Below are 23474 nucleotides of genomic sequence, written 5' to 3'. Positions count from 1 at the left end.
GCAGGTCCGTCGGTTCCCCCAAGCGGTTTATTGGCCGCTCCGCGAGTGATGTTGCGCCAGCCCGGCAGTTTTTGCGGTGTGGCAGGGCGCTTTGGCGCTAGCGGCAAGGAGAATCGGCGATGGCTGTTCCAGGCGACAACGTGATCAGGTTCCCTGAAGGGGTGCGTGGTTTGACGGCCGACTTCGATCGTCCGCAGACCCTGGTCAGGGCTAGAGACCTGATGACCCAACGGCTCCGCGTTGCCTTTAGCTCCCTGCTACCGCAACTCGAGGAGGAGCTTCTGACCCAAGGCGATGTCGCAACAGGACGTGCGCAGCGCGAGCTTTTCTATGGCACGCGGGAGCTCATCCATGACAAGGCGCTGCGACTTGAGAGCTTTCTCGCGGCCGAATGGTTGGACCTCTTTGAGCAGAGGCTCAGGCCTGGCGACAAGGCCAAAGCCCCCAGGGCCATCGGCGATGCGGATGAACTGCAATTGCTCGATTTTGGCGCAATGGACCAAGAGCTCGCTGTCAAGGCGATCGCGAGCCGTCTGCGCAGCGCTTGCGACGATGGCTTGTTCGGCGCCGGGTACCGTCTGGCCTTTTTGTCCGGACAGACAGGAAATAGCTGGCTTGTCGAGGACCTCATAGCCCAGTCATTGGACAAGGCTTTCGTTGCTGCAGGAGTGGCTGGAATGGCGCAGGTTGAACTGCTTCATGCCATAGAACGGCACGTAGTCGAAGCGTTTGGCCCAACGATTCAAGATCTGAATACCTTCCTGATTGACCGCGGCGTGCTGCCCAAGCTACGCCGAAGTTACTCCGCGTCGGGAGCGGACAAGAAGCAATCGACCGAGACAGAAAAGGCTGGCGACGCTGCTGACATATTTGCTCTGCTGCAAAAACTCGTCGCGGCGCAGCCGGCCGATGGGGGCACGGCGGCCGTCGGTCTACCGATAGTGGGCGGCCATGGTGACCCAGCCGCAGGCATGTATCGTCAGGGAGGTTTGCCTGGCAACATGACCGTGCCGATCGAACAGGTCATGAGCTCTCTTTATTCCCTGCAGACGGCAGCGCCTGTCCAGACCTCGGGTCCACTGACGGGCAACGTATTGCGGGAGTTTCGGGCCAGTGACACCGGCCAGGGTCTTGGCCATCTGCACGCGGTGACGGTGGATATCGTCGCCACCTTGTTCGACTTCATTTTCGACGATGCTTCTGTCGCCGATCCGATCAAGGCACTGGTCGCACGCTTGCAGATTCCGGTGTTGAAGGTCGCGATGCTGGACAGCAGCTTCTTTTCCAGCAAGGCCCATCCAGCGCGGCGCCTACTCGACGGGATCTCGCGAGCAGCAGTGCGCTGCGGTCCGCGGGCTGGACATGATGACCCGCTTTACGCCCGGATCTCTGAAGTCGTCGACCGACTGCAGAATGAGTTCAAGCAGGATACGAGTCTATTCGATGTGCTTTGCGTCGAGCTGGACGCCTTCCTAGACGGACAGGAGGCGGCAGCCGACGCCTGTGCGGTCGAGGCTGCCCCCCTGGTCGCCGAACAGGAACGGCGCGAACTGGCAACCCTGGCCGCCGACCAGGTCCTCGCTGGCTGGTTGTCCATGCCGCTGCCCCCTGCCGTCAGCGATCTACTGCATCACGAGTGGCGCTCGCTGCTCATTCGGTATCATCTGAACAGCGACGACAACGCCTGGGGAGTGGCGATGAGCACCATCGGCGACCTTGTCGCGAGCGTTCAGCCGCAACCAGATGCAAAGAGCCGGAAGCGTCTCGCGACCTCTCTCCCAACCCTGGTTCGCCGGATTTACGAGGGCCTGGACAAGCTGAAGGTGGCTGAAGATCGCCGTCTTGCGCTGGTCGATCAGCTGTTCACTCTACATGCGGCAGTGCTGCGCGGCGCGGCGCCACTCATGACGAACGCGGCACCAATGGCGTTGGCAGCCGAACCAGCGTCGACAGAGCTGAGCAGCGAACGCATCGAGTACGGCGAGAGCTGTCTGGAACGGATTTTCCTCTCACCCGGTGCTCTGCTGCCCTCCTCGGAGGGCAGTGACCACGCCCAGTCCCTGGTAGCGAAGCTTCGGCGCGGTGACTGGCTTGAGTTTGCCAATGCCGACAGCGGCCCGCTGCGTTATCGGCTTTCCTGGATCAGTCCGCAGCGCGGCATCCTGCTATTGACCAATCCCCAGTCGCCAAAAGCGATATCGGTGTCGCCGGAGGCTCTCGCGCTTCAGATCGAACGCGGCGACGCAAGCGTCGTGACCGTCGAACCGATGTTCGATCGCGCCGTCCACCGCGCGCTGGAAACCCTCAAGGCGGCCTAGATCGCAGAGTTCATGGCCTTCATCGTCGGCTGATCTGGCTTCAGAATCTCGCGCAGGGCCGCGACCAGTAGCTTGCATTGTGTGTCGGTGCCAATCGTTATCCGCAGGTATTGATCGATGCGCGGCAGCTTGAAATGGCGAACGATTATGCCGCGCTGGCGCAGCGCTGTGGCAAGCTGGCCGGCATCACGCCGCGGGTGGCGGGCAAAGATGAAGTTGGCTGCCGATGGCAGGACGGAAAAACCGAGCGACAGGAGGGCGCCGCGTAGCACTTCGCGACTGCTGATCACCGCTTGCCGCGTCTTCTCGAAATGCTCCTGGTCACCAATCGCGGCGACCGCGCCGGCAATCGCCAGTCGATCGAGCGGGTAGGAATTGAAGCTGTTCTTGACTCTGTCCAGCGCCTCGATCAGGTCGCTCTGGCCGACCGCATAACCGACACGCAGACCTGCCAGCGAGCGCGACTTGGAGAGGGTATGCACAACCAACAGGTTGGGGTGGCGATTGACAAGCGCAATGGCCGACTCGCCGCCGAAATCTACATAAGCTTCGTCGACAACGAGCACCGACGCACCGTGCGCGGCAAGCAGCTGCTCGATCGCCGTAAGCGGTAGCAGACAGCCAGTGGGTGCATTGGGATTGGGAAAGATGATGCCGCCGTTGGCTGCCGTGTAATCTTCGACGCAAATGCCGAAATCGTCGGCCAGAGGCACGGTCCGGTACGCAATGTCGTACAGACCGCAATAGACCGGGTAGAAGCTGTAGGTGATGTCCGGGAACAGAATCGGCAGCTCGTGCCTGAGCAAGGCGACAAAAACGTGCGCCAGCACTTCGTCGGACCCGTTGCCAACAAAGACCTGCTGCCGCGAAATGCCAAACTCGGCGTAGCGAGCCGCGATCGCCCGCTTCAGGAGGTCAGCGTTAGGGTCCGGGTAGAGGCGTAGCGACTGCCCACCGTTGGCCAGTTCTGCGGCAATTGCAGCCTGTACCTGCGGTGACGGGGGATAGGGATTCTCGTTGGTGTTCAGCTTGACGAGGTTCGGCAGCTTCGGCTGCTCGCCGGGAACATAGGGCGTCAGGCGATGAACGAGGGAACTCCAGTAGCGGCTCATGAAAGGCTGCTCAGGTCGAATGCACGGGAAGCGCGAGATGGTATCATGCGCGTCTATTGTCCAGTCCGGTTTGCTGATGATCACCAGAGGTACGGAGCAGCAGGCTGAACTTTTCTCCAGACCCGAAATGCCACCCTGCAATGGTATCCCGATGCGGCAAGCAGAAGTTTCCAGGAATACCCTCGAAACCCGGATCACCGTACGGCTGAATCTCGACGGCAGCGGCAAGGGTAGATTCGCCACCGGCGTCCCCTTTCTCGATCACATGCTTGAGCAGATTGCCCGCCACGGCCTGATCGACCTCGAGATTGAAGCCAGCGGCGACCTGCACATCGACGCGCATCACACAGTTGAGGATATCGGTATCACGCTCGGCCAGGCACTGGCCAGGGCTCTCGGTGAGAAGAAGGGACTGCGCCGCTATGGGCACGCGTACGTACCACTTGACGAGGCGCTGTCGCGAGTCGTGGTCGATCTCTCCGGGCGGCCGGGCCTCGAGTTTCATGTCGAATTCAGCCGCGCAATGATTGGCGAATTCGATGTCGATCTCGTACACGAGTTCTTCCTGGGCCTGGCAAACCACGCCCTGCTGACTCTGCACGTCGACAATCTGCGCGGTGTTAACGCCCACCATCAGGCTGAGACGGTGTTCAAGGCCTTTGGTCGGGCGTTGCGCATGGCCATCGAAGAGGACCCCCGCGCCGGTGGCAGCATCCCATCGACCAAGGGTTCACTTTGATGCCCGAAACCTGCACGCCGCGAGGCAAGATCGTCGTGGTCGATTACGGCATGGGTAATCTGCGGTCGGTCTGGCAGGCGCTGGTACGCGTCGCGGATGGCCGTGAAGTCGTCGTCTCGGCCGACCCGGCAGTGGTCAACGCCGCCGAGCGCGTGGTCTTTCCCGGACAGGGAGCAATGCCCGACTGCATGCGCGAAATCGAGGCGCGCGGCTTGCGGACAGCAGTACTTGACGCCGGCCGCAACAAACCCTTTCTCGGCATTTGTATCGGCCAGCAGATGCTCCTGGAGCACAGCGAGGAAGGTAACGTGCCGGGGCTCGGCGTCATCGGGGGTGCTGTCCGCCGATTTCCCGCCGCGCGGATGTTTGACGCCACCGGCAAGCGGCTCAAGGTACCCCACATGGGCTGGAACCAGGTGCAGCAAACCAGGGCGCACCCCCTGTGGAAGAACATTACCAATGGCGCGCGCTTCTACTTCGTGCACAGCTATTTCGTTGACCCGACTGATCAGGAATATGTTGCCGGAACGACTGATTACGGCCTGCTCTTTACCAGTGCAGTGGCACGGGATAATATCTTCGCCATTCAGTGTCACCCGGAAAAGAGTGCCACGGCGGGACTCGTCATGCTGGCCAACTTCGTCGCCTGGAAGCCCTGACCAACCGGCGGTGTTCTACTTGTCTCAACCCATTATCTTCTGCCTTCAACATGCTGATCATTCCCGCGATTGACCTGAAAGACGGACAGTGTGTCCGCCTCAAACAGGGGCTGATGGACCAGGTAACCGTCTTCTCAAATTCGCCCGGCGAGCAGGCTCGCCACTGGCTGGCAGAAGGGGCGCGGCGCCTGCATGTGGTTGATCTCGACGGCGCTTTTGCCGGCAAGCCGAAAAACGAGCGGGCCATCAAGCAGATCGTGCAGGCGGTGGGCGACGATATTCCCGTGCAACTCGGCGGTGGTATCCGTGATCTGGACACCATCGAACGCTGCCTGGACGACGGCGTTAGTTATGTGATCATCGGTACTGCCGCGGTCAAGAATCCTGGTTTCCTGCACGACGCCTGCGGTGCCTTTCCTGGCCACATCATCGTCGGTCTCGATGCCAGGGAGGGCAGGGTTGCCGTTGATGGCTGGTCGAAAATGACCGGCCACGATGTCATCGATCTGGCCAGAAAATACGAGGACTACGGCGTCGAGGCCATCATCTATACCGATATCGGCCGTGACGGCATGCTCTCGGGGATCAATGTCGAGGCCACGGTGAAACTTGCCCAGGCGCTCCTGATTCCGGTGATCGCCAGTGGCGGCCTGTCGAGCTTTGACGACATCCAGCGGCTTTGCGCTGTCGAACAGGAAGGCATCAGCGCTGCCATCGCTGGTCGCGCGATCTACGATGGTTCACTCGACTTTGCTGCGGCACAGGCAGAGGCCGACCGCGGGACAAATCCGTGATCCGCCCGGCCCGCGGGCAGATACAGCGCGGTCGCTGACCTTGGGCCTCGCCAAGCGTATCATCCCCTGCCTTGACGTGACTGCTGGTCGCGTCGTCAAGGGCACCAATTTCGTTGACTTGCGTGACGCCGGCGACCCGGTCGAAATTGCTCGCCGCTACGACGAGCAAGGTGCCGACGAGGTCACTTTTCTCGACATCACAGCCTCATCGGACGAGCGTGATATCATTTTGCATATCGTCGAGGCCTGCGCGGCGCAGGTGTTCATCCCGCTGACCGTTGGCGGCGGCGTGCGCTCGGTGGCCGATGTGCGCCGCCTGCTGAATGCCGGCGCCGACAAAGTCAGCATGAACACCGCGGCCGTCGAGAATCCAGATCTCGTCGCTGAGGCGTCGTCCAGGGTGGGCAACCAGTGCATTGTGGTTGCCATCGACGCGAAGCAGGCAGCACCAGGCGTGTGGCAGGTATTCACCCACGGCGGGCGCAGGAACACCGGCATCGACGCCATCGCCTGGGCACGCCGCGTACAGGCGCTCGGTGCGGGTGAAATCCTGCTCACCAGCATGGATCGTGACGGCACCCGGAACGGCTTCGATCTTTCGCTGACGCGTGCAGTTTCCGACGCCGTCGACATCCCGGTGATTGCCAGCGGCGGCGTCGGCAATCTCCAACATCTGGCAGATGGTGTTTCCGAAGGCCACGCCGACGCCGTTCTGGCAGCAAGCATTTTCCACTTCGGCGAGTACACGGTGCGCCAGGCCAAGGAGTACCTGCGAGAACGGGGCATCGAGGTCCGCCTGTGAGCGATCTCAACCCCGAACAGCAATGGCTCGACGCCCTGAAATGGGATGCACAGGGTATGATTCCGGCCATTGCCCAGGACGCAACCAGCGGCCGCGTCCTGATGTTTGCCTTCATGAACCGGCAATCACTGCAGGCGACGGTTGACGGTGGTACCGCGGTATACTGGTCGCGTTCACGTCAGCGCCTGTGGCGCAAAGGTGAAGAGTCCGGTCACGCGCAACGGGTGCGCTCGATTCGCGCGGACTGTGACGGCGATGTGCTGCTGCTGTCGGTCGACCAGGAAGGCGGTATCGCCTGCCATACCGGCCGCGAGAGCTGCTTCTTTTATCAACTGCAGGGGGAGGTCTGGGTTGCGGTGGACCCGGTGCTCAAGGACCCCAGGGATATCTACGGCAAATGAACATGGACATGCTGCACCGGATCTCGGACACTCTGCTTGAGCGCCGCAAGGCCGACCCGGAAACTTCCTACACGGCACAGTTGATGGCCAAGGGGCCGGACGCGATCCTGAAGAAGATTGGGGAGGAAACTGCCGAGCTGATCATGGCCGGAAAGGAAGGCAACCGCCTGCATGTGGTCTGGGAATCCGCCGATGTCCTCTATCACACGATGGTGCTGCTCGCCTTCTACGGTCTGTCGATCGAGGACGTACTGCAGGAAATGCGGCGGCGCGAAGGCATCTCGGGAATCGACGAGAAAAAGTCACGGAAGACTTGAAACATGGAGAACTGTCTGTTCTGCAAGATCGTGGCTGGCCTGATTCCGGCGCGCAAGGTCTATGAAAACGACGAGATACTGGCGTTCCACGACATCCACCCGGCTCGTCCGGTACACTTGCTGGTCATCCCGAAGCATCACATCACCTCCCTGGCAACGGCCACCGAGGCCGATGCGCCGGTTCTCGGCAGAATTCTTGCCGTTGCCAACCGCCTCGCCACGGAGCAAGGTAGCCCGGACGGTTTCCGACTGATCATCAATACCGGACCTATCGGCCATCAGGAAGTGCAGCACCTGCACGCGCACATCGTCGGCGGACCTGAACCGGTCGGGCCGATGCTCAAGCGAGTCTGAATGCTGCTACCGGCTGATGGTCTGCGCAGGGCCGACCTTGCGCCGGGCATGGCATCGCATTTCACCTTAATGGAGGCCTGACATGGGTTCTTTCAGCATCTGGCACTGGTTGATCGTTCTGATCATCGTCCTGTTGATTTTTGGCACGAAGAAGCTGCGCAACCTCGGCTCGGATCTCGGTGGCGCGGTCAAGGGCTTCAAGGACGGCATCAAGGATGCGGCGACCGACGACAAACCGGTTGAGACAACTCATCCTTCTCAACCGCCACCACAGGTCACTACTGGTCAGACCATCGACGGCGAGATCAGGGAGAAAACCAGGAGCTAGGCAAAGCGCAGGTGGCATTTCAGCGATCGCCAAAGCCATGACAAGCAGTGGGCACCTCATGGCTTTCCAGCCAGCGGCCGCTCACCGTTTGTCCTCCGCTTTCGCCAGACAGGTGACCGTCAATGTTTGATATCGGCTTTTCCGAAATGATGCTTATCGCCATCGTTGCCCTGGTGGTAATCGGCCCCGAACGCCTGCCGAAGGTGGCGCGCACCGCCGGGCATTTGCTTGGCCGTCTGCAGCGTTACGTCAGCGACGTGAAGTCCGATATCAACCGCGAAATGCAGCTCGAAGAGTTGAGGAAATTGCAGAGCGAGATCCAGGAGTCTGCGCGCAGCGTGGAGCAGAGCCTGACGACGGATCTTCAGGCTGCGCGGCGCGCCCTCGACCAGACGGCGGAAGCGGTCAGCGGCGATCTGACGACGCCGGCGGCGCTCGCGCAAACACCGATGGCCACGGCACAACCGGCTGCCTCGGTAAATACTCTGACAGCCGCAGCGAGCAATCGGGTCACGTCGACCGACGCCGGCAAGCCAGGATGAACTTCCTGATTTCGCGATGAGCCCGCCAGAAGATTCCTTCCTCTCACACCTGGTGGAGTTGCGTGACCGCCTGATCAGGGCGCTGGTTGCGACGGGCCTCGTCTTCATCTGTCTGTTCCCCTGGGCAAAGGAACTTTACGCGCTATTGGCGCAGCCCTTGCTGGCCACGTTGCCGCAAGGCGGGCAAATGATCGCGACCGATGTGGTCGGAGTCTTTCTGGTGCCAATGAAGGTGGCGCTGATGGTGGCCTTCCTCATTGCCCTGCCCTATGTGCTCTATCAGGTCTGGGCTTTTGTCGCGCCTGGCCTTTATGCCCATGAAAAGCGTCTGGCACTGCCGCTGGTGGCGGCGAGCGTGCTGCTGTTCTTCATCGGCATGGCTTTCGCGTATTTTCTGGTCTTTCCCACTGTCTTCGGTTTCATGGCCACCGTGGCTCCCGCGGGCGTGGCCTGGATGACCGACATCGAGAAATACCTCTCCTTCGTGCTCACGACTTTCATCGCCTTCGGGGTAACCTTCGAGGTGCCAGTAGTGGTGCTCGTTCTGGTCTACGCTGGAATCGTTGACCTCGCGAGGCTGAGGGAATGGCGGCCGTATGTGATCGTCGGCGCTTTCGTCGTCGCCGCGGTGTTTACGCCGCCCGACGTGATTTCGCAGTTGATGATGGCCATTCCGCTGTGCCTGCTTTTCGAGCTGGGGCTGTTTCTCGCGCGTTTCGTCGGCCGGCGCTCAGCGCGCCCTGCCCCGAGTGATCAGCCGCTTGCGGAAACGTCGCTCAACGCGACCACCGAGTGGACGCCCCTGTCGACCGAGGAGATGGATACGGCAATCAAGGGGCTTGGCGGCGAGCAGGAGTCTGACCGCAAGCCGGATGCCTGATCGGCCGGACAAGCTCAGCAAGGCGATTTCCCGGGCACGGCAATGGTGATCTGATGCCTGACCGGCGCACCTTCTTCGAATAGCCACAGACTCCCGTTCGGCATCGTCGTCCAGCACTCGTTGTCGGTCAGTGGCACGGTGGCAATGACTGCGACGCGATCTTCCGGTGTCGTCACCGTGCTGAAATCAATGCTCAGATCCTGGTCGCGCAGGTGCGCAACGGCAAAGGGCGCCTGGCGAATGATGTAGCTGAGTTGGGTGGAACAGTGGGCAAAGAGGCAGTCGCCGTTCGACAGCAGGTAGTTGCATGCGCCGCGAACGGCGAGATCGAGGGTCAGCTGATGCAGTACGTCGAACAGGTTCGTCTGACTCGGGGCCCGACTGCCAAAGCGCTGACGCAGGTTCTGCAACAGCCAGCAAAATGCGCGCTCGCTGTCAGTCTGGCCAACCGGGGTGAAACTGCCGTCGAGTGGCGGCAGAAAATCGGTCAGGTTGCCGTTGTGGGCGAAGATCCAGTAGCGTCCCCACAGTTCACGCTGAAAAGGGTGGGTGTTCTCGAGAGCAACCGCCCCCTGGGTCGCCTTGCGGATGTGGGCAATCACGTTTCTTGAATGGATTGGATAGCTGCGTACCAGTTCGGCGACCGGAGAAACGCAGGACGGTTGCGGGTCGAGGAATACCCGTGTGCCGCGACCTTCGAAGAACGCGATCCCCCAGCCGTCGGCATGGACGTCGGTTGCACCACCGCGCGCCTGAAACCCGGCAAAGGAAAAGCAGATGTCGGTCGGGACATTACAGTTCATGGCCAGCAACTGGCACATCTCTTTACTCCGACGACTAGCGCTCGCGGCGCTGCGGCGCCCGCTTGCCGATCTTGACGTTGGTGTCTAGCGCGCTGTTCTGGCGACGCAACCTGAAGGCAACGGTGTCGCCGGGCTTCTGACTGGCGATCAGGTCGAGCATGTCCTGGGGATTCTTCACCGGCCGGCCAGCGACCGCCAGCAGGATGTCGCCCGGTTTGATCCCGCCCGCATCCGCCGGGCTGCCGCGCAGTACGCCGGCTATCAAGGCGCCGCTGGTGTCCGGCAGGCCAAAGGACTCGGCCAGGTCGATGGTGATTTCCTGCGCCTCGACGCCTATCCAGCCCCGCGTCACGCTGCCGGTCTGAATGATCTGCTCCATGACATCGCGAGCGATCGAGATCGGAATCGCAAAGCCAATCCCGAGCGAGCCGCCCGAGCGCGAGTAAATGGCCGTATTGATGCCGATCAAGTTGCCTTGACCGTCGATCAGCGCGCCACCAGAATTGCCCGGATTGATTGCCGCATCAGTTTGGATGAAGTTCTCGAAAGTATTGATCCCCAGATGCGACCGCCCCAGCGCGGAGACGATTCCCATGGTCACCGTCTGGCCAACGCCGAAGGGGTTGCCAATCGCCAGAGTCACGTCACCAACGGCGACATTGTCCATTCTTCCGAGGGTAATCGCGGGCAGCAGCAGTTCCTTGCCTTTCGACTCGGTGATCTGCAGGACGGCGAGGTCTGACTCGGGGTCACTGCCAACCAGGCGGGCGTCGAGGTTGTGACCGTCGCTGAGGGCGATTTCGATCTGGTCGGCGGCTTCGACAACATGGAAGTTCGTGAGAACATAGCCGTTCGGACTGACAATGACTCCCGAACCAAGGCCCGACGTCTTCGGACCCTCACCTTCCGGGCTGTCGCCAAAGAAGTGGCGGAATACCGGGTCGTCGAACAAGGGATTACGCCGCGCCTTGACCTTCTGCGAGGTGAAAATATGCACCACCGAGGGCAGTGCCTTCCTCGCCGCATCGCGATATGAGTTGGCGGTGGCAGCTGCCGCGGTTGCCGGCGACGACTCCTGCAGGGCGACGACACCGGCGCCGGCGGGGGCGTGCTTGCCCAGCCACTCCGGCTTGAGCGTGGTCACCACAAAGAGAACGGCAAGACTAACCGTCACCGTTTGTGCAAAAATCAGCCAGAGCCTGCGCATGGGCAAAGAAAACGGGGCCAGTGAATGAAACGCGAAGAGTTGACACGCTACCTGGACGAGCTACTCGGAGCAGGGCGCTTCCGGGATTATTGCCCAAACGGCCTGCAAGTGGAAGGACGCCCGGAGGTGCAACGCCTGGTCGCCGGCGTCACGGCCACCCAGGCCCTGCTCGATGCGGCGCTTGCGCGCTCGGCCGACGCCGTCCTGGTCCATCACGGCTGGTTCTGGCGCGGCGAGGATGGCCGCGTCACCGGCATCCGCAAAGCGCGCCTGCAAACTCTGCTCAAGCACGACCTCAACCTCATTGCCTACCATCTGCCACTCGATAGCCATCCGGAGTTCGGCAACAACGCGCAGCTTGCCAGGCGATTCGGCTGGGTGGCCGACGAGCGATTCGGCGAGCAGGATGTCGGCTGGCTCGGCTACCTGGAAAGCCCATCCAGCGCTTCGGCCATCGCCGGGCACGTCGGCAACGCGTTGCAGCGCACGCCGCTACTGGTCGGTAACGGCGAACGCCGGGTGCGCCGCGTCGGATGGTGTTCGGGGGCCGCACAGGGATTGTTCGAACAGGCCATCGCGCTCGGCGTCGATCTCTATCTCAGTGGCGAGATTTCCGAACAGACGGTGCATCTCGCGCGCGAGTCCGGTGTCCCCTACATTGCCGCCGGGCACCATGCCAGCGAACGCTACGGCGTGCTGGCGCTGGCCGAACATCTGGCCGAACGTTTTGGCCTTGACTGTCAATTTGTCGATATCGACAACCCTGTCTGAAGCACACCAAGGAGCCGCAATGGACTACGTCTTTCCACCACCACCACAGGTCAGTGTCCCCGTTGTCGGCGGCAGTGCCTTTTTCCCGGTACGCCGCGTCTACTGCGTCGGCCGCAATTACGCCGATCATGCCGCCGAAATGGGTGCGGACACCCGCGAACCACCTTTCTTTTTTGGCAAGCCGGCCGATGCGCTGGTCCCCGGTGGGGGCGACGTCCTCTATCCTCTCGCGACCAGCAATCTGCAGCACGAAGTCGAACTGGTGGTCGCACTGATCGGTGGCGGCGCCGGCGTACTGCCGGCCAGGGCACTCGACTGGGTCTATGGCTACGCCGTTGGCCTTGACCTGACGAGACGCGACCTCCAGCAACGCGCCAAAGACAAGGGCCACCCCTGGGACATGGGCAAGGGCTTCGATCAGAGCGCGCCAATCGGCGCGATCCATCCGCTGGCGGCGGTGGGTCATCCGGAGCGCGGCGCGATCTGGCTCAAGGTGAATGGCCAGTTGCGCCAGAATGGCGATCTCGGGCAGATGTCGTGGAAGGTCGCTGAAGTCATTGCAAACCTGTCGAACTATGTCGCGCTTGCGCCGGGCGACCTGATCTTCACCGGCACCCCCGCTGGCGTCTCGACGGTGGTGCGTGGCGATGTGCTCGAAGCCGCTGTGGAAGGGATCGGTGAGTTGACGGTCAGGCTGGTCTGAAATTGTGGAACCTGTCTCCACCCTTGGCGCGCTGATTGCGCCCGGGGACAAGCGCTCACCGCTGCGCATGAGCATCGATTCCCGGGTCGCTAACGCGACTCTCACTCTGAAGGAGCCGACAATGAACGCCACCCGCAATTCACCACAGTCTTCCCGCCTGGTCACCAGTTGTCGGAACTGTCGGTCAGCCATCGCGTTGACCCTAGCTTGCCTTGTGCCACCAGCGCTTGCCGAGGGAATCGAACCGGCATCGAAGGGGCAAACGGTGTATGTCCCGATCTACTCCGAGATTCGGCATGCCAACGTCGCATCCTCGGGGCGAATCGACAGCACGCTGATGTCGGTCCTGGTCAGCGTCCGCAACACCGACCCGAAGAACGCGATCCGCATCGTCGCCGCTCCCTACTACAACACCGATGGCGGCCTGGTGCGCAATTCGGTGCCGAAACCCAGGGTAATTCCACCGTTCGGCACCTTTGAACTCTTCGTGGAACTACGCGAGAACGCCGGGGGTTCCGGTGCTAACTATGCGATCAAGTGGGAAGCCGAGAAACCGGAGACACTGGTTTCGCCGCCGACAATCGAGGCCCTCCATTCGAGGTTCCAGGCGGGTTATTCGGTCGCCTTCATTTCGCGCGGCAGGGCGATATCGGAACCTTGACGCGGTCGCTCAGGCTGCGCCGGCCACGCCGCTTCCCGCAATCACGCTAATGCCCGACGCGAAGCAGCTGGTCAAGCTGACCACGACGCCTGAGGACCACCGGATCGCCCAGCTCGCGGCAGCAGCGATCGGTCTCTCACTGATCGACGCGGCCATCCCGCTGCCATTGCCGGGTATCAAGCCCGGCCTGGCCAACATCGTGACCCTGATCGTCCTAGCGCGCTACGGCTGGATAGCTGCCGCCTGGGTCAGTGGCCTGCGTATCTTCGCCGGTAGCCTGCTGCTGGGCTACTTTCTTTCGCCCGGATTCTTCATGAGCCTCACCGGCGCCCTGTTCAGCCTGCTGACGCTGGCTCTGGCAATTCGATTGCCGCGCTGCTACTTCGGGCCAGTCAGTTGGAGCGTATTGGCGGCCTTTGCCCACATTGGTGGCCAGCTGCTGCTGGCCCGATGGTGGCTCATTCCACATGATGGCCTTTTCCTTCTGCTCCCTTTTTTCGCGGTGGCTGCACTCGTTTTCGGTATCATCAATGGCCTGATTGCCGCGCGCCTGCTTGAGGAACTGCCGGCCACAGAGAGCGAGATCGAAAATGCCTGAACCCATCTGCCTGGCTTTCACCGGCGCCTCCGGCATGCCCTACGGTGTACGCTTGCTCGAATGTCTGCTGGCCGCCGGTTGCCGGGTGCAGCTCCTCTACTCACAGGTCGCACAGATTGTCGCCAGACAGGAAATGGGGCTCGACCTCCCCGCGCGCGCCAGTGATGCGCGTCGATGCATTGAGGAGCGCTTCCCGGCCTTGCCGGGCCGGCTTGAAGTCTACGGCCGAGAGGAATGGTTTGCACCGCTCGCCAGCGGGTCCAACCCGCCGGGCGCGATGGTCATCTGCCCGTGCTCAATGGGTACGCTGGCGGCGATTGCCCAAGGACTGGCCAGCAAGCTGATCGAACGGGCGGCCGATGTGGTCCTCAAGGAAGGGCGCAAGCTGATCCTGGTCCCGCGCGAGACGCCGCTGTCGGCGATCCATCTCGAAAACATGTTGCGTCTGTCGCGAGCCGGCGCCGTGATCCTGCCCCCCAGTCCGGGCTTCTATCACCATCCGCAACGCGTCGAGGACCTGGTCGACTTCGTCGTTGCCCGCATCCTCGACCAGCTGCAGGTGCCGCACACGCTCATGCAGCGATGGGGAGACAATGAGGCCTCGCCATGAGGCTGTGCGGGTGGCATGTCGTTCACGCTACCGCCGTGATTGGCTACCGGCTGCCTGACATCCGGCTGCTGCAGAATCTGGCGAAGCCGAGGCGCCTTGAACTGGAAGGCCCCGTCGTGCGCCTGCCGGCCCTCTCGGTCTGGCTGTCGCAACGGCGGCAGCCGTGAGGGTCGCTGCACGCTCGTGGCCGGCGCTGGTGCTGGTCTTCTGTAGTGCGGAGACGTTTTCGATGGCTGGCTTTGCGCTGGTACCGTCGCTGCTGCCGCAGCTGTCACAACAATGGTCGCTGTCGGCGACAGAAGGCGGCTGGCTTGGCGGCATTTTCTTCCTCGGCTACATCCTGGCCGTACCAGTCCTGGTCAGCCTGACCGATCGTATCGACGCACGCCGCATCTACCTCGCCAGTGCTGCCCTGAGCGGGCTCGCACTGGCGGGCTTTGCCCGTCTTGCCGACAGTTTCGCAACCGCCCTTGGCTGGTGGTGGCTTGCCGGCCTCGGCCTGGCGGGCACTTACATGCCGGGTCTGAAGGCGCTGACCGATCGGCTACCGGTCGCCGCCCAGTCGCGGGGTACCGCTTTCTATACGGCCACATTTGGTGTCGGAGCGGGTCTGTCCTATCTCTGGATTGGACTATCACAGGTCCTGCTGCCATGGCGCTGGCTATTCGCCCTGGCGGCAGCTTGTGCGGCAGTGTCGGTGCTGCTGGTCTGGCATGGGGTATCGCCGGGCACTTCACCGACTCCTGTCAAGGCCCATCGGGGCCATTGGCGGGAGGTTCTCCACGACCGACGTACCCTGGCCTTTTGTGGGGCCTACTTCGGTCACAACTGGGAGCTCTTCGGTTTCCGCGCGTGGCTGGTGGCTTACCTGACCTGGACCCGCGCCATATCCCCGGATCCATGGACAACGATGCCGGGATTGATTGCCGCCCTGGCGACTTTCCTCGCTGTACCCGCAAGCCTCCTCGGCAACGAAGGGGCGCATCGCTGGGGACGCCAGCGTTGGCTGCAGAGCGTCATGCCCCTTTCCTGCGCTCTGGCTCTCGTCGTCGGCTTCTCGGGGAACCTCCCGAGCCACTGGCTGATACCCCTGATTCTCGTCTACGCGGCAAGCATGAATCTCGATTCGGCAGCGCTGACCGCCGGTGTGCTCACCGAAACACCGCCCGAAAGACGCGGCACGACGCTCGCGCTGTACTCTTCGATAGGCTTCGCCGGCGGTTTCATTGGACCGGTGGCCTTTGGCGTGGCGCTCGACGCCTGGGGTCGTTCCAGTCCCAGCGGCTGGACGGCCGGCTTCGTGACGCTGGCCGCCGGCGTTGGCGTCGGGCGCTGGGCGATCGGCAAGATCGAGAGGCCAGTGACCGGCAAGGGGGCGTCATGAGCGATCATGGGAACCGCGTCGGTCGGTTGGCGCCCGCGGCGTCGCCGGCGGCTTGGGCGTCCTTGCCTTCGCCGGCAAAGTCTTGCAGTATTGTGCAATGCTTCCAGTAGTCCTCACTCGACGGTCACAGCCTGCGGACCCTGTATATCCGGGTCGTCGTCCGCCGGGCGACTGGTGAAATGCCGACCACTGGCAACCGTTTCGTCGACAGCAATGAGCGCCAGCAAATGGAGGAACGCAACCGCCAGCTGCTGGCAGAAATGCAGACACTGCTCAGCAACGCGCTCGTCGGAATTGTGCACCTCAGGCAGCGGCGAGTCGTGTCATGCAACCGACGCCTGGAAGAGATCTTCGGTTATGCGCCAGGCGAGTTGATCGGCGAGTCATCGGCAAGGTTCTATCCTTCGCGCGAGACCTTCGAGAAGGTCGGCACCTGCGCCTACGCCGTGGCCGCAGAAGGAAGAAACTTCAGTACCGAACTGACGCTCAGACGCAAGGATGGCAGCCTGTTCTGGGGCGCACTGACCGGCCGGGCAATCGATCCCGATCAGCCTCAGGAAGGCAGCATCTGGGTTTTCGCCGATATCTCCGAGCGCCGGGAAGCCGAGGAGGAATCCCGGAACCTCCTGCAGGCCGTCGAACAGAGCCCGGTCACCATCATCATTACCAGCCGCACTGGCGAGATCGAATACGTTAACCCGAGCTTCACCCGGGTAACCGGCTATTCGCGACTGGAAGCAATTGGCCAGACCCCCCGCATTCTCAAGTCCGGTGAGGCCCCGCCCGAAACCTACCATGCCCTGTGGCAAACCCTGCTCGAGGGCAGGGTATGGAGCGGTGTTTTTCACAACCGACGCAAGAACGGCACCTTGTTCTGGGAAAAGGCCTCCATTTCACCGATCTTCGGTGATCACGGCGAGGTGACGCACTATCTGGCGGTCAAGGAAGACGTGACCGAGCGCTTGCTTGCCGAGAAGGCGCTGCGCGAGAGCGAGGAGGCCTTCCGCCGGCTTTTCGAGGACGCCAAGGACCCCTTGCTGCTCCTCAAGGGTGGCGCTTTCATCGACTGCAACACCGCTACCCTGGAACTGCTCGGTTACCGGTCAAAGGCCGACTTTCTCGGCCATAGCCCGGACGATATCTCGCCGGCCTGCCAGCCAGACGGCCAGTCGTCGAGGGAAAAGGCGGCGACGATGATCACCACGGCGCTCAAAGTCGGCTTCCACCGATTCGAGTGGACGCACCTGCAGAGCGATGGCACCCCTGTTCAGGTGGAGGTGACCCTGACGCCGATCACGCTGCGTGGCGAAGTGATCTTGCACACCCTCTGGCGCGATATCCGTGAGCGTCGGGTAACCGAGAACCGCTTGCGTCTGCTGGCTGGCGTTTTCGAAAACAGCGCCGAGGCGATCATGGTCAGCGACCGCGACAATCGGATCCTTGAAGTCAACAATGCCTTCTCCCGCCTCACCGGATACGCCGCCGACGAGGTCCGTGGCAGCGATCCCCGCCTGCTGTCATCGGGGCGTTCAGCGCCGGAGGCGTATCGCGCCATGTGGCAGTCGATCAGGAGCACCGGCCAGTGGCAGGGTGAAATCTGGGACCGACGCAAGGACGGCAGCGTCTACCCGAAGTGGCTTTCGATCTCCACCATCCGCGGCACAGACGGCAACATTGAGCACTACATCGGCAGCTTCGTCGACATCTCGGAGCGCAAGGCGGCAGAAGAGAAGATCAACCATCTGGCGCATTTCGACACCCTGACCGACCTGCCCAACCGCGCCAACCTTCAGGGCCGGCTTGAGCAGGCCCTGGCCTCGGCACGACGCGACGGCCATCGCCGTCACGTCGCGGTGATGTTCCTGGATCTTGATCGGTTCAAGAACATCAACGATACCCTGGGTCACCACATCGGCGATGCGCTACTGCTGGAAGTCTCGCGGCGATTGCGATCGAGCGTGCGGGAAAGCGATGTCGTGGCTCGCCTGGGTGGCGACGAGTTCGTCGTTGTTCTGACCGGAGCTGACGCTGTCGCCGCCGAACGCATCGCCGGCAAGATGCTCCAGGCCCTGACGCAACCCTATCACATCGATGGACAGTGTCTGCACACGACTTCAAGCATCGGCATTGCCGTCTTCCCCGGCGACGGTGAGACCGTCGACCTCCTGATGCGCAATGCAGACGCCGCGATGTATCAAGCGAAGGCGGCCGGGCGCAACAACGTCAAGTTCTTTGCTGCAAGCATGAACCAGGCCGCCAGAGACAGACGTCAACTGGAAGAGGATCTCCATCTTGCGCTGCAGAAAAAGCAGTTCGTGCTGCATTACCAGCCACAGGTTGACACCCAGCGCCGCATTTTTGCTACCGAGGTTCTGCTGCGCTGGCAACATCCGGAACATGGCCTGGTCCCCCCGGGCAGATTCATCCCGCTGGCCGAGGATACCGGGCTGATCGTTCCGATCGGGAAATGGGTGCTGGAAACTGCCTGCGACCAGCTCAAGGCATGGTCCGTCGATGCCCGCACCCGCGAACTGCAGGTGGCAGTCAATGTCAGCGCACGCCAGTTCCGTCAGGCCGATTTCATCGAACAACTTCACGAACTGCTGGAGGGTAGTGGTGCCGATCCGACCCGTCTGAAACTCGAACTGACCGAAAGCCTGGTACTCGACAACGTGACCGACACGATCGCAAAAATGAATGCCATCAAACTGCTCGGTGTCACCTTCTCGATGGATGATTTCGGGACCGGCTATTCCTCGCTGTCTTACCTGACACGCCTGCCCCTTGACCAGCTCAAGATCGACCGCGCCTTCGTCAGTAGACTGCCTGACAACCAGAGTGATGCGGTCATCGCGCAAACCATCGTCACCATGGGGCGCAGCCTTGGCCTGAAGGTGATTGCCGAGGGCGTGGAGAGCGAGGCGCAGCGCCAGTTTCTTGACGCTCATGGCTGTCACGGCTATCAGGGGTTTCTCTTTGGTCGCCCCTTACCCGTCGAAGCATTTGAACAGTTGCTGCAATCAGGCAGTCCTTGGGTTACCCGAGGATCAGCCTGACAAACCAGGCGACAGGAGCAGCTTCCTGATTGGCGCCGGCAGCGCTGCAGCAGAGACATCCTCCAGAGGCAACCATTCCCACCGTGCTTCGCCGGCCACAAGCCCGATAAGGTCAACGTCGCAGCGCAACACGCTGATCGTCAGACGAAAATGGGTAAAGACGTGCCTGATCGACGGTAGCAGCGACCTGGCCAGGATCCTGCAGCCCTGGCGCTGGGCAAAGTCGTCGGCAGACTCGCCGACCACCACCGGCAAGCTAAGCAAACCGCCCCAGATGCCGCTCGGCGGCAGGCGCTCGAGTAGCACTCGTCGGCCATTGGTGAACAATAGAACGCTGCTGGCACGTTCAGGAAGGGCTTTTCTCACTACCCGCTGCGGCAGTTCAGCCTGCCGACCATCCCGACAGGCGACACAGAGCAACTTCAGCGGACAGGCATCACAGACGGGTTTGTCCCGGGCGCAAACCGTCGCGCCCAGATCCATCATGCCTTGCGCGTAGGCCTCGATGCCGTTTTCCGGGAGCAGCGCTTCCGCGAGTGCCCACATCTCGCGTTCATGCTGCGCGGCGGAGTCGCCGCGCTCGACCCCGAAGCAGCGTGCCAGAACACGCTTGACATTGCCATCGAGGATGGCCGCCCGGCGACCGAAGGCGAAGACGCTGATCGCCGCCGCGGTAGAGCGCCCGATGCCCGGCAATCCCGCGTTGTCGTCAGGATCAGCAGAGAACTTGCCGGCACGATCGGAGAGGACGGTTTGCGCGCAGCGGTGCAGATTGCGTGCCCGCGCGTAGTAGCCGAGACCAGCCCACATTTCGAGGACGCTTTCGATGGGCGCTTCAGCGAGCGCTTGCAGCGTGGGAAAACGCGCCAAGAAACGATCGTAGTAGGGAATGACAGTCTGCACCTGCGTTTGCTGCAGCATGATTTCGGACAACCAGATGCGGTAGGCGTCGCGAGTCTGCTGCCAGGGAAGGTGATGGCGACCCTTCGCCTGCTGCCAGGCGATCACCCGACTGGCGAAGTCCAGCCCTACTGTCAGCCGAGGTTCAGCAACCATGCGCAGCACAATCGTGTCGACAGGCGAAAGCTGCGCGGTGATAATTGCGCTCTCAATCTACTTGCCCGCCCCGGACAGTCTGTGGTGTGAAGCGACCTGAATGAACGGCGCAAAAAGCTTGCGATGCGTTTTTTGCTGGCACCATGGCTATGAGTGGCATCGTGGAACTTTCGGATTGCGTTACCAATGGTGAATCCTAGCACGCCCGAACAGCGCATCCGGTTCGCCTGATGCGCCCACCTCTCGACTCTCCCGAAAGCTCGGAAACCGCAGCGACGATTGCCGATCTGCCCTGCCTCGACACCAGGACTGACCCAGCGACAGCGGCGAGCGACCAGATCTGCCGCGACTTCCGCGATGCCCTCGGAAGCTTTGCCACCGGCGTCACCGTGCTTACCACGCTGACACCAGACGGCAGACCGATCGGCGTCACCATCAGTTCCTTCAACTCGGTTTCCCTACAACCGCCGCTGATCCTCTGGAGCCTTGCCTGCGATTCGCCGCGGCTTGAAGCCTTCCGCAATGCCAGCCATTACGCGGTCAACGTACTGGCGGCCGATCAGGAGTGGGTCTCGGACTCTTTCGCCAACCGTGAGGACAATCGCTTCAGCGGCGTGAGAGTAAGCAAAGGACTCGCCGATGTGCCGCTGATCAAGGGCTGCGTGGCCTGGTTCGAGTGCAGCAACGAAGCACGCTATCCAGGGGGAGACCACCTCATCTTCCTGGGTCGCGTCCAGCGCTTTGCCCGCGGAGAGGTCGCAGAGCCGCTGATTTTCCATGCCGGTCGCTATCGGCGATTACGCGGCGACTCTGGCCAATAGAATCACAACGTCAGCAATCGACTTTCCGGATACCACCGTCGAACACGCTCGCTGGGGTGTTCAAGCGCAGCCTTTGTTTTCGACTGGGTATGCTCGCCATTATCTCTCGCCCACAATCACCAATGCCCCCTGGGCCACCGCTTCCGAAGCGCGTGAATGTATTTCCGTTTTAGTGTATAAGAGCGATTTTGTTCAAGGAGGAATCGTCAATGGCAAGCTACAGGGAACTACTCGCACAGCGCGCGGTGTTGGAAAAAGAAATAGAACAAGCTCGGCAAGCGGAATTGGCGGATGCCATTGGTCGGGCAAAGCAGTTGATTTCCGAGCATGGTTTAACGGCAGCGGATCTCGGCTTCAAAATGGCCGGCTCGACAGCAGGAACGGCGATTGAGAAAAAGCGGACCACGGTTGCCGTCAAATACCGAGGTCCCAATGGCGAAACCTGGTCGGGCCGCGGCAAGGCGCCGAACTGGCTGACAAGCCAGGAAGGACAGGGGCGGCATCGGAACGAGTTTCTCGTTTCCCCGTGACAACGTTCTGTACAAGACATCCAGGGGCCGAAAGCTGAAACGACTCAGCATTCCCGGTGATACGGCTCTGTTCCCGGCCTGCCGAAGCACACCACGAAATAATAATCAGCGGACCACGGCTGAAAGATGAATATCCTGGTTACCGGCGGTAGCGGCTACATTGGCTCGCATGCCTGTGTCGCCTTGCTTGGGGCAGGCTACGCCGTGACCGTCGTCGATGATCTCTCGAACAGCCGGATCGAGGTTATCGATCGTGTGGCACAGATTGCTGGCCAACAGCCGTGCTTTTTCGAGGGAGATGTCCGGGATCGCGAGTTGCTGCGACGGGTATTCTCGGCATCGCGAATTGATGCGGTCATGCATTTTGCCGGCTTGAAGGCGGTCGGTGAATCAGTAGCGCAGCCTTTGCGTTATTACGACTGCAACGTCGGTGGCGCCATTGCACTTTGCGAGGTAATGGCCGAGGCGGCAGTCAAGACCCTGATTTTCAGTTCCTCGGCAACCGTCTATGGCGACCCGGCTTCGGTCCCGATCCGCGAGAATTTCCCGCGCTCGGCGACCAATCCCTATGGCGCCAGCAAACTGATGATTGAAGACATCCTGGCCGACGTCTCGCAGGCCGATCCCGAATGGCGGATTGCCCGCCTGCGCTATTTCAATCCTGTGGGTGCACATGAGAGCGGCCTGATCGGCGAGGAGCCGACTGGCATTCCCAATAATCTGTTGCCCTATGTCGCGCAAGTGGCTGCAGGACGGCGCCCACAATTGCATGTTTTCGGCAATGATTATCCGACGCCTGACGGTACCGGCGTGCGCGATTACATTCACGTCATGGATCTGGTTGAAGGCCACCTCGCTGCGCTGAATTATCTATTTGACCAGGGCGGTCTGCTGACGGTCAATCTGGGTACGGGTTGCGGCTACTCGGTACTCGACATGGTGCGTGCTTTCGAGGCTGCCAGCGGCCGGCCGGTCCCGTACGCGCTGGCGCCACGCCGGCCGGGTGACGTGGCGGCATGCTATGCTGATCCGCAGCTCGCCGCCGACCTTCTCGGATGGAAGGCCCGGCGTGGCTTAGACCAGATGTGCAGTGATGCCTGGCGCTGGCAGCAGCAGCGCGCAGCGACCTGATTGCCGACCATGGCGACCTACGCGATTGGCGACATCCAGGGCTGCTTCGACTCGTTCCAGCACCTCCTGGAAAAATGCCGCTTCGACCCGGCAAGAGATCGACTGTGGCTGGTTGGCGATCTGGTCAACCGCGGACCCCGGTCGCTCGACACCCTGCGCTTCGTGCGTGATCTCGGCTCAGCAGCGATCACCGTCCTCGGCAACCACGATCTCTACCTGCTCATGGTTGCCGCCGGATCCGGCCGGCGCAGCAAGGGCGATACACTGGACGAGATCCTCAAGGCAGCGGACTGTGAGGAGTTGCTGGACTGGCTACGGCAACGACCGCTCTGCCACCGCGAAGGCGGGTTCTGCATGGTGCACGCCGGGCTATTGCCGCAGTGGACAACCGCCCGGGCACGCGCGCTGGCTAGAGAAGTCGAGGCTGTACTTGGTGGCCCGACCTACCGCGATTTCCTCGCCAACATGTGGGGTAGCGAACCCGCCGCGTGGAGCGAAGACCTCGCGGGCTGGCCCCGTTTGCGCGTGATCGTCAACGCGATGACCAGAATGCGCTTCTGTTCGCCAGAAGGCGTAATGGAATTCAAGGCCAAGGGCGAGTTGTCCGACGCGCCGGCTGATCACCTGCCATGGTTCGAAGTACCCGGCCGGCGCAGCGCCGCTGACGTCATGGTGATTGGTCATTGGTCAGCACTCGGACTGAGGGTTGAGCCCAGACTGCTGGCACTCGATTCGGGTTGTTTCTGGGGCCGTCACCTGACTGCCGTGCGCCTCGGTGACCGCGCGGTCTTCCAGGTTGACTGCTCGACCCGTGAGGCCCAGGACCAGACCAAGCGTGACCCCGGCGAGGACGCCTCGGCTCGCCTCTGACAGCGCTCATCGCTTGCCGGCTTGCAC

Annotated in this window: 27 protein-coding genes; 23 read left to right on the top strand and 4 right to left on the bottom strand. The window is 61.8% G+C overall.

The genetic code is table 11. From position 1 onward, the window contains the following. The first annotated feature begins 119 nt into the window (after positions 1–119). Positions 120–2318 carry a DUF1631 family protein gene (locus V5B44_RS23265; protein WP_332361424.1) on the top strand — a complete coding sequence of 733 codons (2199 nt, stop codon included), beginning with the start codon at positions 120–122 and terminating at the stop codon, positions 2316–2318. Here the strand turns inward: V5B44_RS23265 and hisC are convergent. Continuing rightward, positions 2315–3430 carry a histidinol-phosphate transaminase gene (gene hisC, locus V5B44_RS23260; RefSeq protein ID WP_332361423.1) on the bottom strand — a complete coding sequence of 372 codons (1116 nt, stop codon included), beginning with the start codon at positions 3428–3430 and terminating at the stop codon, positions 2315–2317. The genes V5B44_RS23265 and hisC overlap by 4 nt on opposite strands. 151 nt (positions 3431–3581) lie before the next feature. On the opposite strand from hisC, the gene hisB reads away from it, so the two are divergent. The 10 genes from hisB (at position 3582) to tatC (ending at position 9246) form a co-directional block, all read left to right on the top strand. Further along, a complete protein-coding gene (gene hisB / locus V5B44_RS23255) occupies positions 3582–4169 on the top strand; it encodes an imidazoleglycerol-phosphate dehydratase HisB (RefSeq protein WP_332361422.1) in 588 nt (195 codons plus the stop codon). Further along, positions 4169–4828 (top strand): imidazole glycerol phosphate synthase subunit HisH, encoded by a 660-nt coding sequence (gene hisH / locus V5B44_RS23250; protein WP_332361421.1) that lies wholly within the window; start codon positions 4169–4171, stop codon positions 4826–4828. The genes hisB and hisH overlap by 1 nt, the downstream gene beginning before the upstream one ends. Before the next feature lie 50 nt (positions 4829–4878). After that, entirely contained in the window at positions 4879–5622 is a 744-nt protein-coding gene (hisA, locus tag V5B44_RS23245; protein ID WP_332361420.1) for a 1-(5-phosphoribosyl)-5-[(5-phosphoribosylamino)methylideneamino]imidazole-4-carboxamide isomerase, read from the top strand. Positions 5623–5662: 40 nt separating this feature from the next. Continuing rightward, the gene (gene hisF, locus V5B44_RS23240) at positions 5663–6424 is read left to right on the top strand and encodes an imidazole glycerol phosphate synthase subunit HisF (protein ID WP_332361419.1); all 762 of its coding nucleotides are present in this window, start codon (positions 5663–5665) and stop codon (positions 6422–6424) included. 56 nt (positions 6425–6480) lie between these two features. After that, on the top strand, positions 6481–6825 hold the full coding sequence (gene hisI / locus V5B44_RS23235) for a phosphoribosyl-AMP cyclohydrolase (RefSeq protein ID WP_434735523.1): 345 nt from the start codon (positions 6481–6483) through the stop codon (positions 6823–6825). Then, positions 6822–7142, top strand: a complete 321-nt coding sequence (locus V5B44_RS23230; RefSeq protein WP_332361417.1) for a phosphoribosyl-ATP diphosphatase — start codon at positions 6822–6824, stop codon at positions 7140–7142. Before hisI ends, V5B44_RS23230 begins: the two co-directional genes overlap by 4 nt. 3 nt (positions 7143–7145) lie before the next feature. Beyond that, positions 7146–7496: a histidine triad nucleotide-binding protein gene (locus V5B44_RS23225; protein ID WP_332361416.1), complete on the top strand. Its 351-nt coding sequence runs from the start codon at positions 7146–7148 to the stop codon at positions 7494–7496. Positions 7497–7578: 82 nt separating this feature from the next. Further along, complete coding sequence (tatA, locus tag V5B44_RS23220) at positions 7579–7824, top strand: Sec-independent protein translocase subunit TatA (protein WP_332361415.1); 246 nt, start codon at positions 7579–7581, stop codon at positions 7822–7824. 122 nt (positions 7825–7946) lie between these two features. Beyond that, on the top strand, positions 7947–8366 hold the full coding sequence (tatB, locus tag V5B44_RS23215; RefSeq protein WP_332361414.1) for a Sec-independent protein translocase protein TatB: 420 nt from the start codon (positions 7947–7949) through the stop codon (positions 8364–8366). A 16-nt stretch (positions 8367–8382) separates the two neighbouring features. Continuing rightward, complete coding sequence (gene tatC, locus V5B44_RS23210; RefSeq protein WP_332361413.1) at positions 8383–9246, top strand: twin-arginine translocase subunit TatC; 864 nt, start codon at positions 8383–8385, stop codon at positions 9244–9246. 14 nt (positions 9247–9260) lie between these two features. Here the strand turns inward: tatC and V5B44_RS23205 are convergent, their stop codons facing one another. Together V5B44_RS23205 and V5B44_RS23200 are read right to left on the bottom strand one after the other, a co-directional pair. Next, positions 9261–10067 (bottom strand): class II glutamine amidotransferase, encoded by an 807-nt coding sequence (locus tag V5B44_RS23205; protein ID WP_332361412.1) that lies wholly within the window; start codon positions 10065–10067, stop codon positions 9261–9263. Between the two features lie 16 nt (positions 10068–10083). Further along, complete coding sequence (locus V5B44_RS23200) at positions 10084–11256, bottom strand: trypsin-like peptidase domain-containing protein (RefSeq protein WP_332361411.1); 1173 nt, start codon at positions 11254–11256, stop codon at positions 10084–10086. A gap of 24 nt (positions 11257–11280) precedes the next feature. Between V5B44_RS23200 and V5B44_RS23195 the strand changes: the two genes are divergently transcribed. The 8 genes from V5B44_RS23195 (at position 11281) to V5B44_RS23160 (ending at position 19039) form a co-directional block, all read left to right on the top strand. Further along, on the top strand, positions 11281–12027 hold the full coding sequence (locus V5B44_RS23195) for a Nif3-like dinuclear metal center hexameric protein (RefSeq protein WP_332361410.1): 747 nt from the start codon (positions 11281–11283) through the stop codon (positions 12025–12027). Positions 12028–12046: 19 nt separating this feature from the next. Continuing rightward, complete coding sequence (locus tag V5B44_RS23190; protein WP_332361409.1) at positions 12047–12730, top strand: fumarylacetoacetate hydrolase family protein; 684 nt, start codon at positions 12047–12049, stop codon at positions 12728–12730. Between the two features lie 121 nt (positions 12731–12851). Beyond that, positions 12852–13391, top strand: coding sequence for a DUF3124 domain-containing protein (locus tag V5B44_RS23185; RefSeq protein ID WP_332361408.1), 540 nt, complete (start codon positions 12852–12854; stop codon positions 13389–13391). A 49-nt stretch (positions 13392–13440) separates the two neighbouring features. Then, positions 13441–13989, top strand: a complete 549-nt coding sequence (locus V5B44_RS23180) for a Gx transporter family protein (protein ID WP_332361407.1) — start codon at positions 13441–13443, stop codon at positions 13987–13989. Continuing rightward, positions 13982–14599, top strand: coding sequence for a flavin prenyltransferase UbiX (locus V5B44_RS23175; RefSeq protein ID WP_332361406.1), 618 nt, complete (start codon positions 13982–13984; stop codon positions 14597–14599). The genes V5B44_RS23180 and V5B44_RS23175 overlap by 8 nt, the downstream gene beginning before the upstream one ends. Then, on the top strand, positions 14596–14766 hold the full coding sequence (locus V5B44_RS23170) for a hypothetical protein (protein ID WP_332361405.1): 171 nt from the start codon (positions 14596–14598) through the stop codon (positions 14764–14766). The genes V5B44_RS23175 and V5B44_RS23170 overlap by 4 nt, the downstream gene beginning before the upstream one ends. Then, positions 14763–15983: an MFS transporter gene (locus V5B44_RS23165; protein ID WP_332361404.1), complete on the top strand. Its 1221-nt coding sequence runs from the start codon at positions 14763–14765 to the stop codon at positions 15981–15983. The genes V5B44_RS23170 and V5B44_RS23165 overlap by 4 nt, the downstream gene beginning before the upstream one ends. A 179-nt stretch (positions 15984–16162) precedes the next feature. Further along, positions 16163–19039: a PAS domain S-box protein gene (locus tag V5B44_RS23160; protein ID WP_332361403.1), complete on the top strand. Its 2877-nt coding sequence runs from the start codon at positions 16163–16165 to the stop codon at positions 19037–19039. Here V5B44_RS23160 and mutY read toward each other — a convergent pair. Beyond that, positions 19031–20095 carry an A/G-specific adenine glycosylase gene (gene mutY / locus V5B44_RS23155; protein ID WP_332361402.1) on the bottom strand — a complete coding sequence of 355 codons (1065 nt, stop codon included), beginning with the start codon at positions 20093–20095 and terminating at the stop codon, positions 19031–19033. The two genes, V5B44_RS23160 and mutY, sit on opposite strands and share 9 nt — an antisense overlap. Before the next feature lie 230 nt (positions 20096–20325). On the opposite strand from mutY, the gene V5B44_RS23150 reads away from it, so the two are divergent. The 4 genes from V5B44_RS23150 to V5B44_RS23135 all read left to right on the top strand — a co-directional run bounded on the left by V5B44_RS23150 (position 20326) and on the right by V5B44_RS23135 (position 23447). Then, positions 20326–20916, top strand: a complete 591-nt coding sequence (locus V5B44_RS23150; RefSeq protein ID WP_332361401.1) for a flavin reductase family protein — start codon at positions 20326–20328, stop codon at positions 20914–20916. Positions 20917–21125: 209 nt separating this feature from the next. Further along, positions 21126–21446: an H-NS histone family protein gene (locus V5B44_RS23145; RefSeq protein WP_332361400.1), complete on the top strand. Its 321-nt coding sequence runs from the start codon at positions 21126–21128 to the stop codon at positions 21444–21446. Between the two features lie 126 nt (positions 21447–21572). Next, the gene (gene galE / locus V5B44_RS23140; protein WP_332361399.1) at positions 21573–22577 is read left to right on the top strand and encodes a UDP-glucose 4-epimerase GalE; all 1005 of its coding nucleotides are present in this window, start codon (positions 21573–21575) and stop codon (positions 22575–22577) included. 9 nt (positions 22578–22586) lie between these two features. Then, positions 22587–23447 carry a symmetrical bis(5'-nucleosyl)-tetraphosphatase gene (locus tag V5B44_RS23135; RefSeq protein ID WP_332361398.1) on the top strand — a complete coding sequence of 287 codons (861 nt, stop codon included), beginning with the start codon at positions 22587–22589 and terminating at the stop codon, positions 23445–23447. Positions 23448–23474: the final 27 nt, after the last annotated feature.

The organism is Candidatus Accumulibacter necessarius (assembly GCF_036625085.1).
Note: the sequence above shows the minus strand (reverse complement) of the source record. Positions and strands in the feature narration are given on the sequence as shown.

Excerpts from the sequence above, each read along its gene's own strand:
- V5B44_RS23265 (WP_332361424.1), top strand. The coding sequence starts at position 120 with ATGGCTGTTCCAGGCGACAACGTGATCAGGTTCCCTGAAGGGGTGCGT.
- hisC (WP_332361423.1), bottom strand. The coding sequence starts at position 3,430 with ATGAGCCGCTACTGGAGTTCCCTCGTTCATCGCCTGACGCCCTATGTT.
- hisB (WP_332361422.1), top strand. The coding sequence starts at position 3,582 with ATGCGGCAAGCAGAAGTTTCCAGGAATACCCTCGAAACCCGGATCACC.
- hisH (WP_332361421.1), top strand. The coding sequence starts at position 4,169 with ATGCCCGAAACCTGCACGCCGCGAGGCAAGATCGTCGTGGTCGATTAC.
- hisA (WP_332361420.1), top strand. The coding sequence starts at position 4,879 with ATGCTGATCATTCCCGCGATTGACCTGAAAGACGGACAGTGTGTCCGC.
- hisI (WP_434735523.1), top strand. The coding sequence starts at position 6,481 with ATGATTCCGGCCATTGCCCAGGACGCAACCAGCGGCCGCGTCCTGATG.
- V5B44_RS23230 (WP_332361417.1), top strand. The coding sequence starts at position 6,822 with ATGAACATGGACATGCTGCACCGGATCTCGGACACTCTGCTTGAGCGC.
- V5B44_RS23225 (WP_332361416.1), top strand. The coding sequence starts at position 7,146 with ATGGAGAACTGTCTGTTCTGCAAGATCGTGGCTGGCCTGATTCCGGCG.
- tatA (WP_332361415.1), top strand. The coding sequence starts at position 7,579 with ATGGGTTCTTTCAGCATCTGGCACTGGTTGATCGTTCTGATCATCGTC.
- tatB (WP_332361414.1), top strand. The coding sequence starts at position 7,947 with ATGTTTGATATCGGCTTTTCCGAAATGATGCTTATCGCCATCGTTGCC.
- tatC (WP_332361413.1), top strand. The coding sequence starts at position 8,383 with ATGAGCCCGCCAGAAGATTCCTTCCTCTCACACCTGGTGGAGTTGCGT.
- V5B44_RS23205 (WP_332361412.1), bottom strand. The coding sequence starts at position 10,067 with ATGTGCCAGTTGCTGGCCATGAACTGTAATGTCCCGACCGACATCTGC.
- V5B44_RS23200 (WP_332361411.1), bottom strand. The coding sequence starts at position 11,256 with ATGCGCAGGCTCTGGCTGATTTTTGCACAAACGGTGACGGTTAGTCTT.
- V5B44_RS23195 (WP_332361410.1), top strand. The coding sequence starts at position 11,281 with ATGAAACGCGAAGAGTTGACACGCTACCTGGACGAGCTACTCGGAGCA.
- V5B44_RS23190 (WP_332361409.1), top strand. The coding sequence starts at position 12,047 with ATGGACTACGTCTTTCCACCACCACCACAGGTCAGTGTCCCCGTTGTC.
- V5B44_RS23185 (WP_332361408.1), top strand. The coding sequence starts at position 12,852 with ATGAACGCCACCCGCAATTCACCACAGTCTTCCCGCCTGGTCACCAGT.
- V5B44_RS23180 (WP_332361407.1), top strand. The coding sequence starts at position 13,441 with ATGCCCGACGCGAAGCAGCTGGTCAAGCTGACCACGACGCCTGAGGAC.
- V5B44_RS23175 (WP_332361406.1), top strand. The coding sequence starts at position 13,982 with ATGCCTGAACCCATCTGCCTGGCTTTCACCGGCGCCTCCGGCATGCCC.
- V5B44_RS23170 (WP_332361405.1), top strand. The coding sequence starts at position 14,596 with ATGAGGCTGTGCGGGTGGCATGTCGTTCACGCTACCGCCGTGATTGGC.
- V5B44_RS23160 (WP_332361403.1), top strand. The coding sequence starts at position 16,163 with ATGCCGACCACTGGCAACCGTTTCGTCGACAGCAATGAGCGCCAGCAA.
- mutY (WP_332361402.1), bottom strand. The coding sequence starts at position 20,095 with ATGGTTGCTGAACCTCGGCTGACAGTAGGGCTGGACTTCGCCAGTCGG.
- V5B44_RS23150 (WP_332361401.1), top strand. The coding sequence starts at position 20,326 with ATGCGCCCACCTCTCGACTCTCCCGAAAGCTCGGAAACCGCAGCGACG.
- V5B44_RS23145 (WP_332361400.1), top strand. The coding sequence starts at position 21,126 with ATGGCAAGCTACAGGGAACTACTCGCACAGCGCGCGGTGTTGGAAAAA.
- galE (WP_332361399.1), top strand. The coding sequence starts at position 21,573 with ATGAATATCCTGGTTACCGGCGGTAGCGGCTACATTGGCTCGCATGCC.
- V5B44_RS23135 (WP_332361398.1), top strand. The coding sequence starts at position 22,587 with ATGGCGACCTACGCGATTGGCGACATCCAGGGCTGCTTCGACTCGTTC.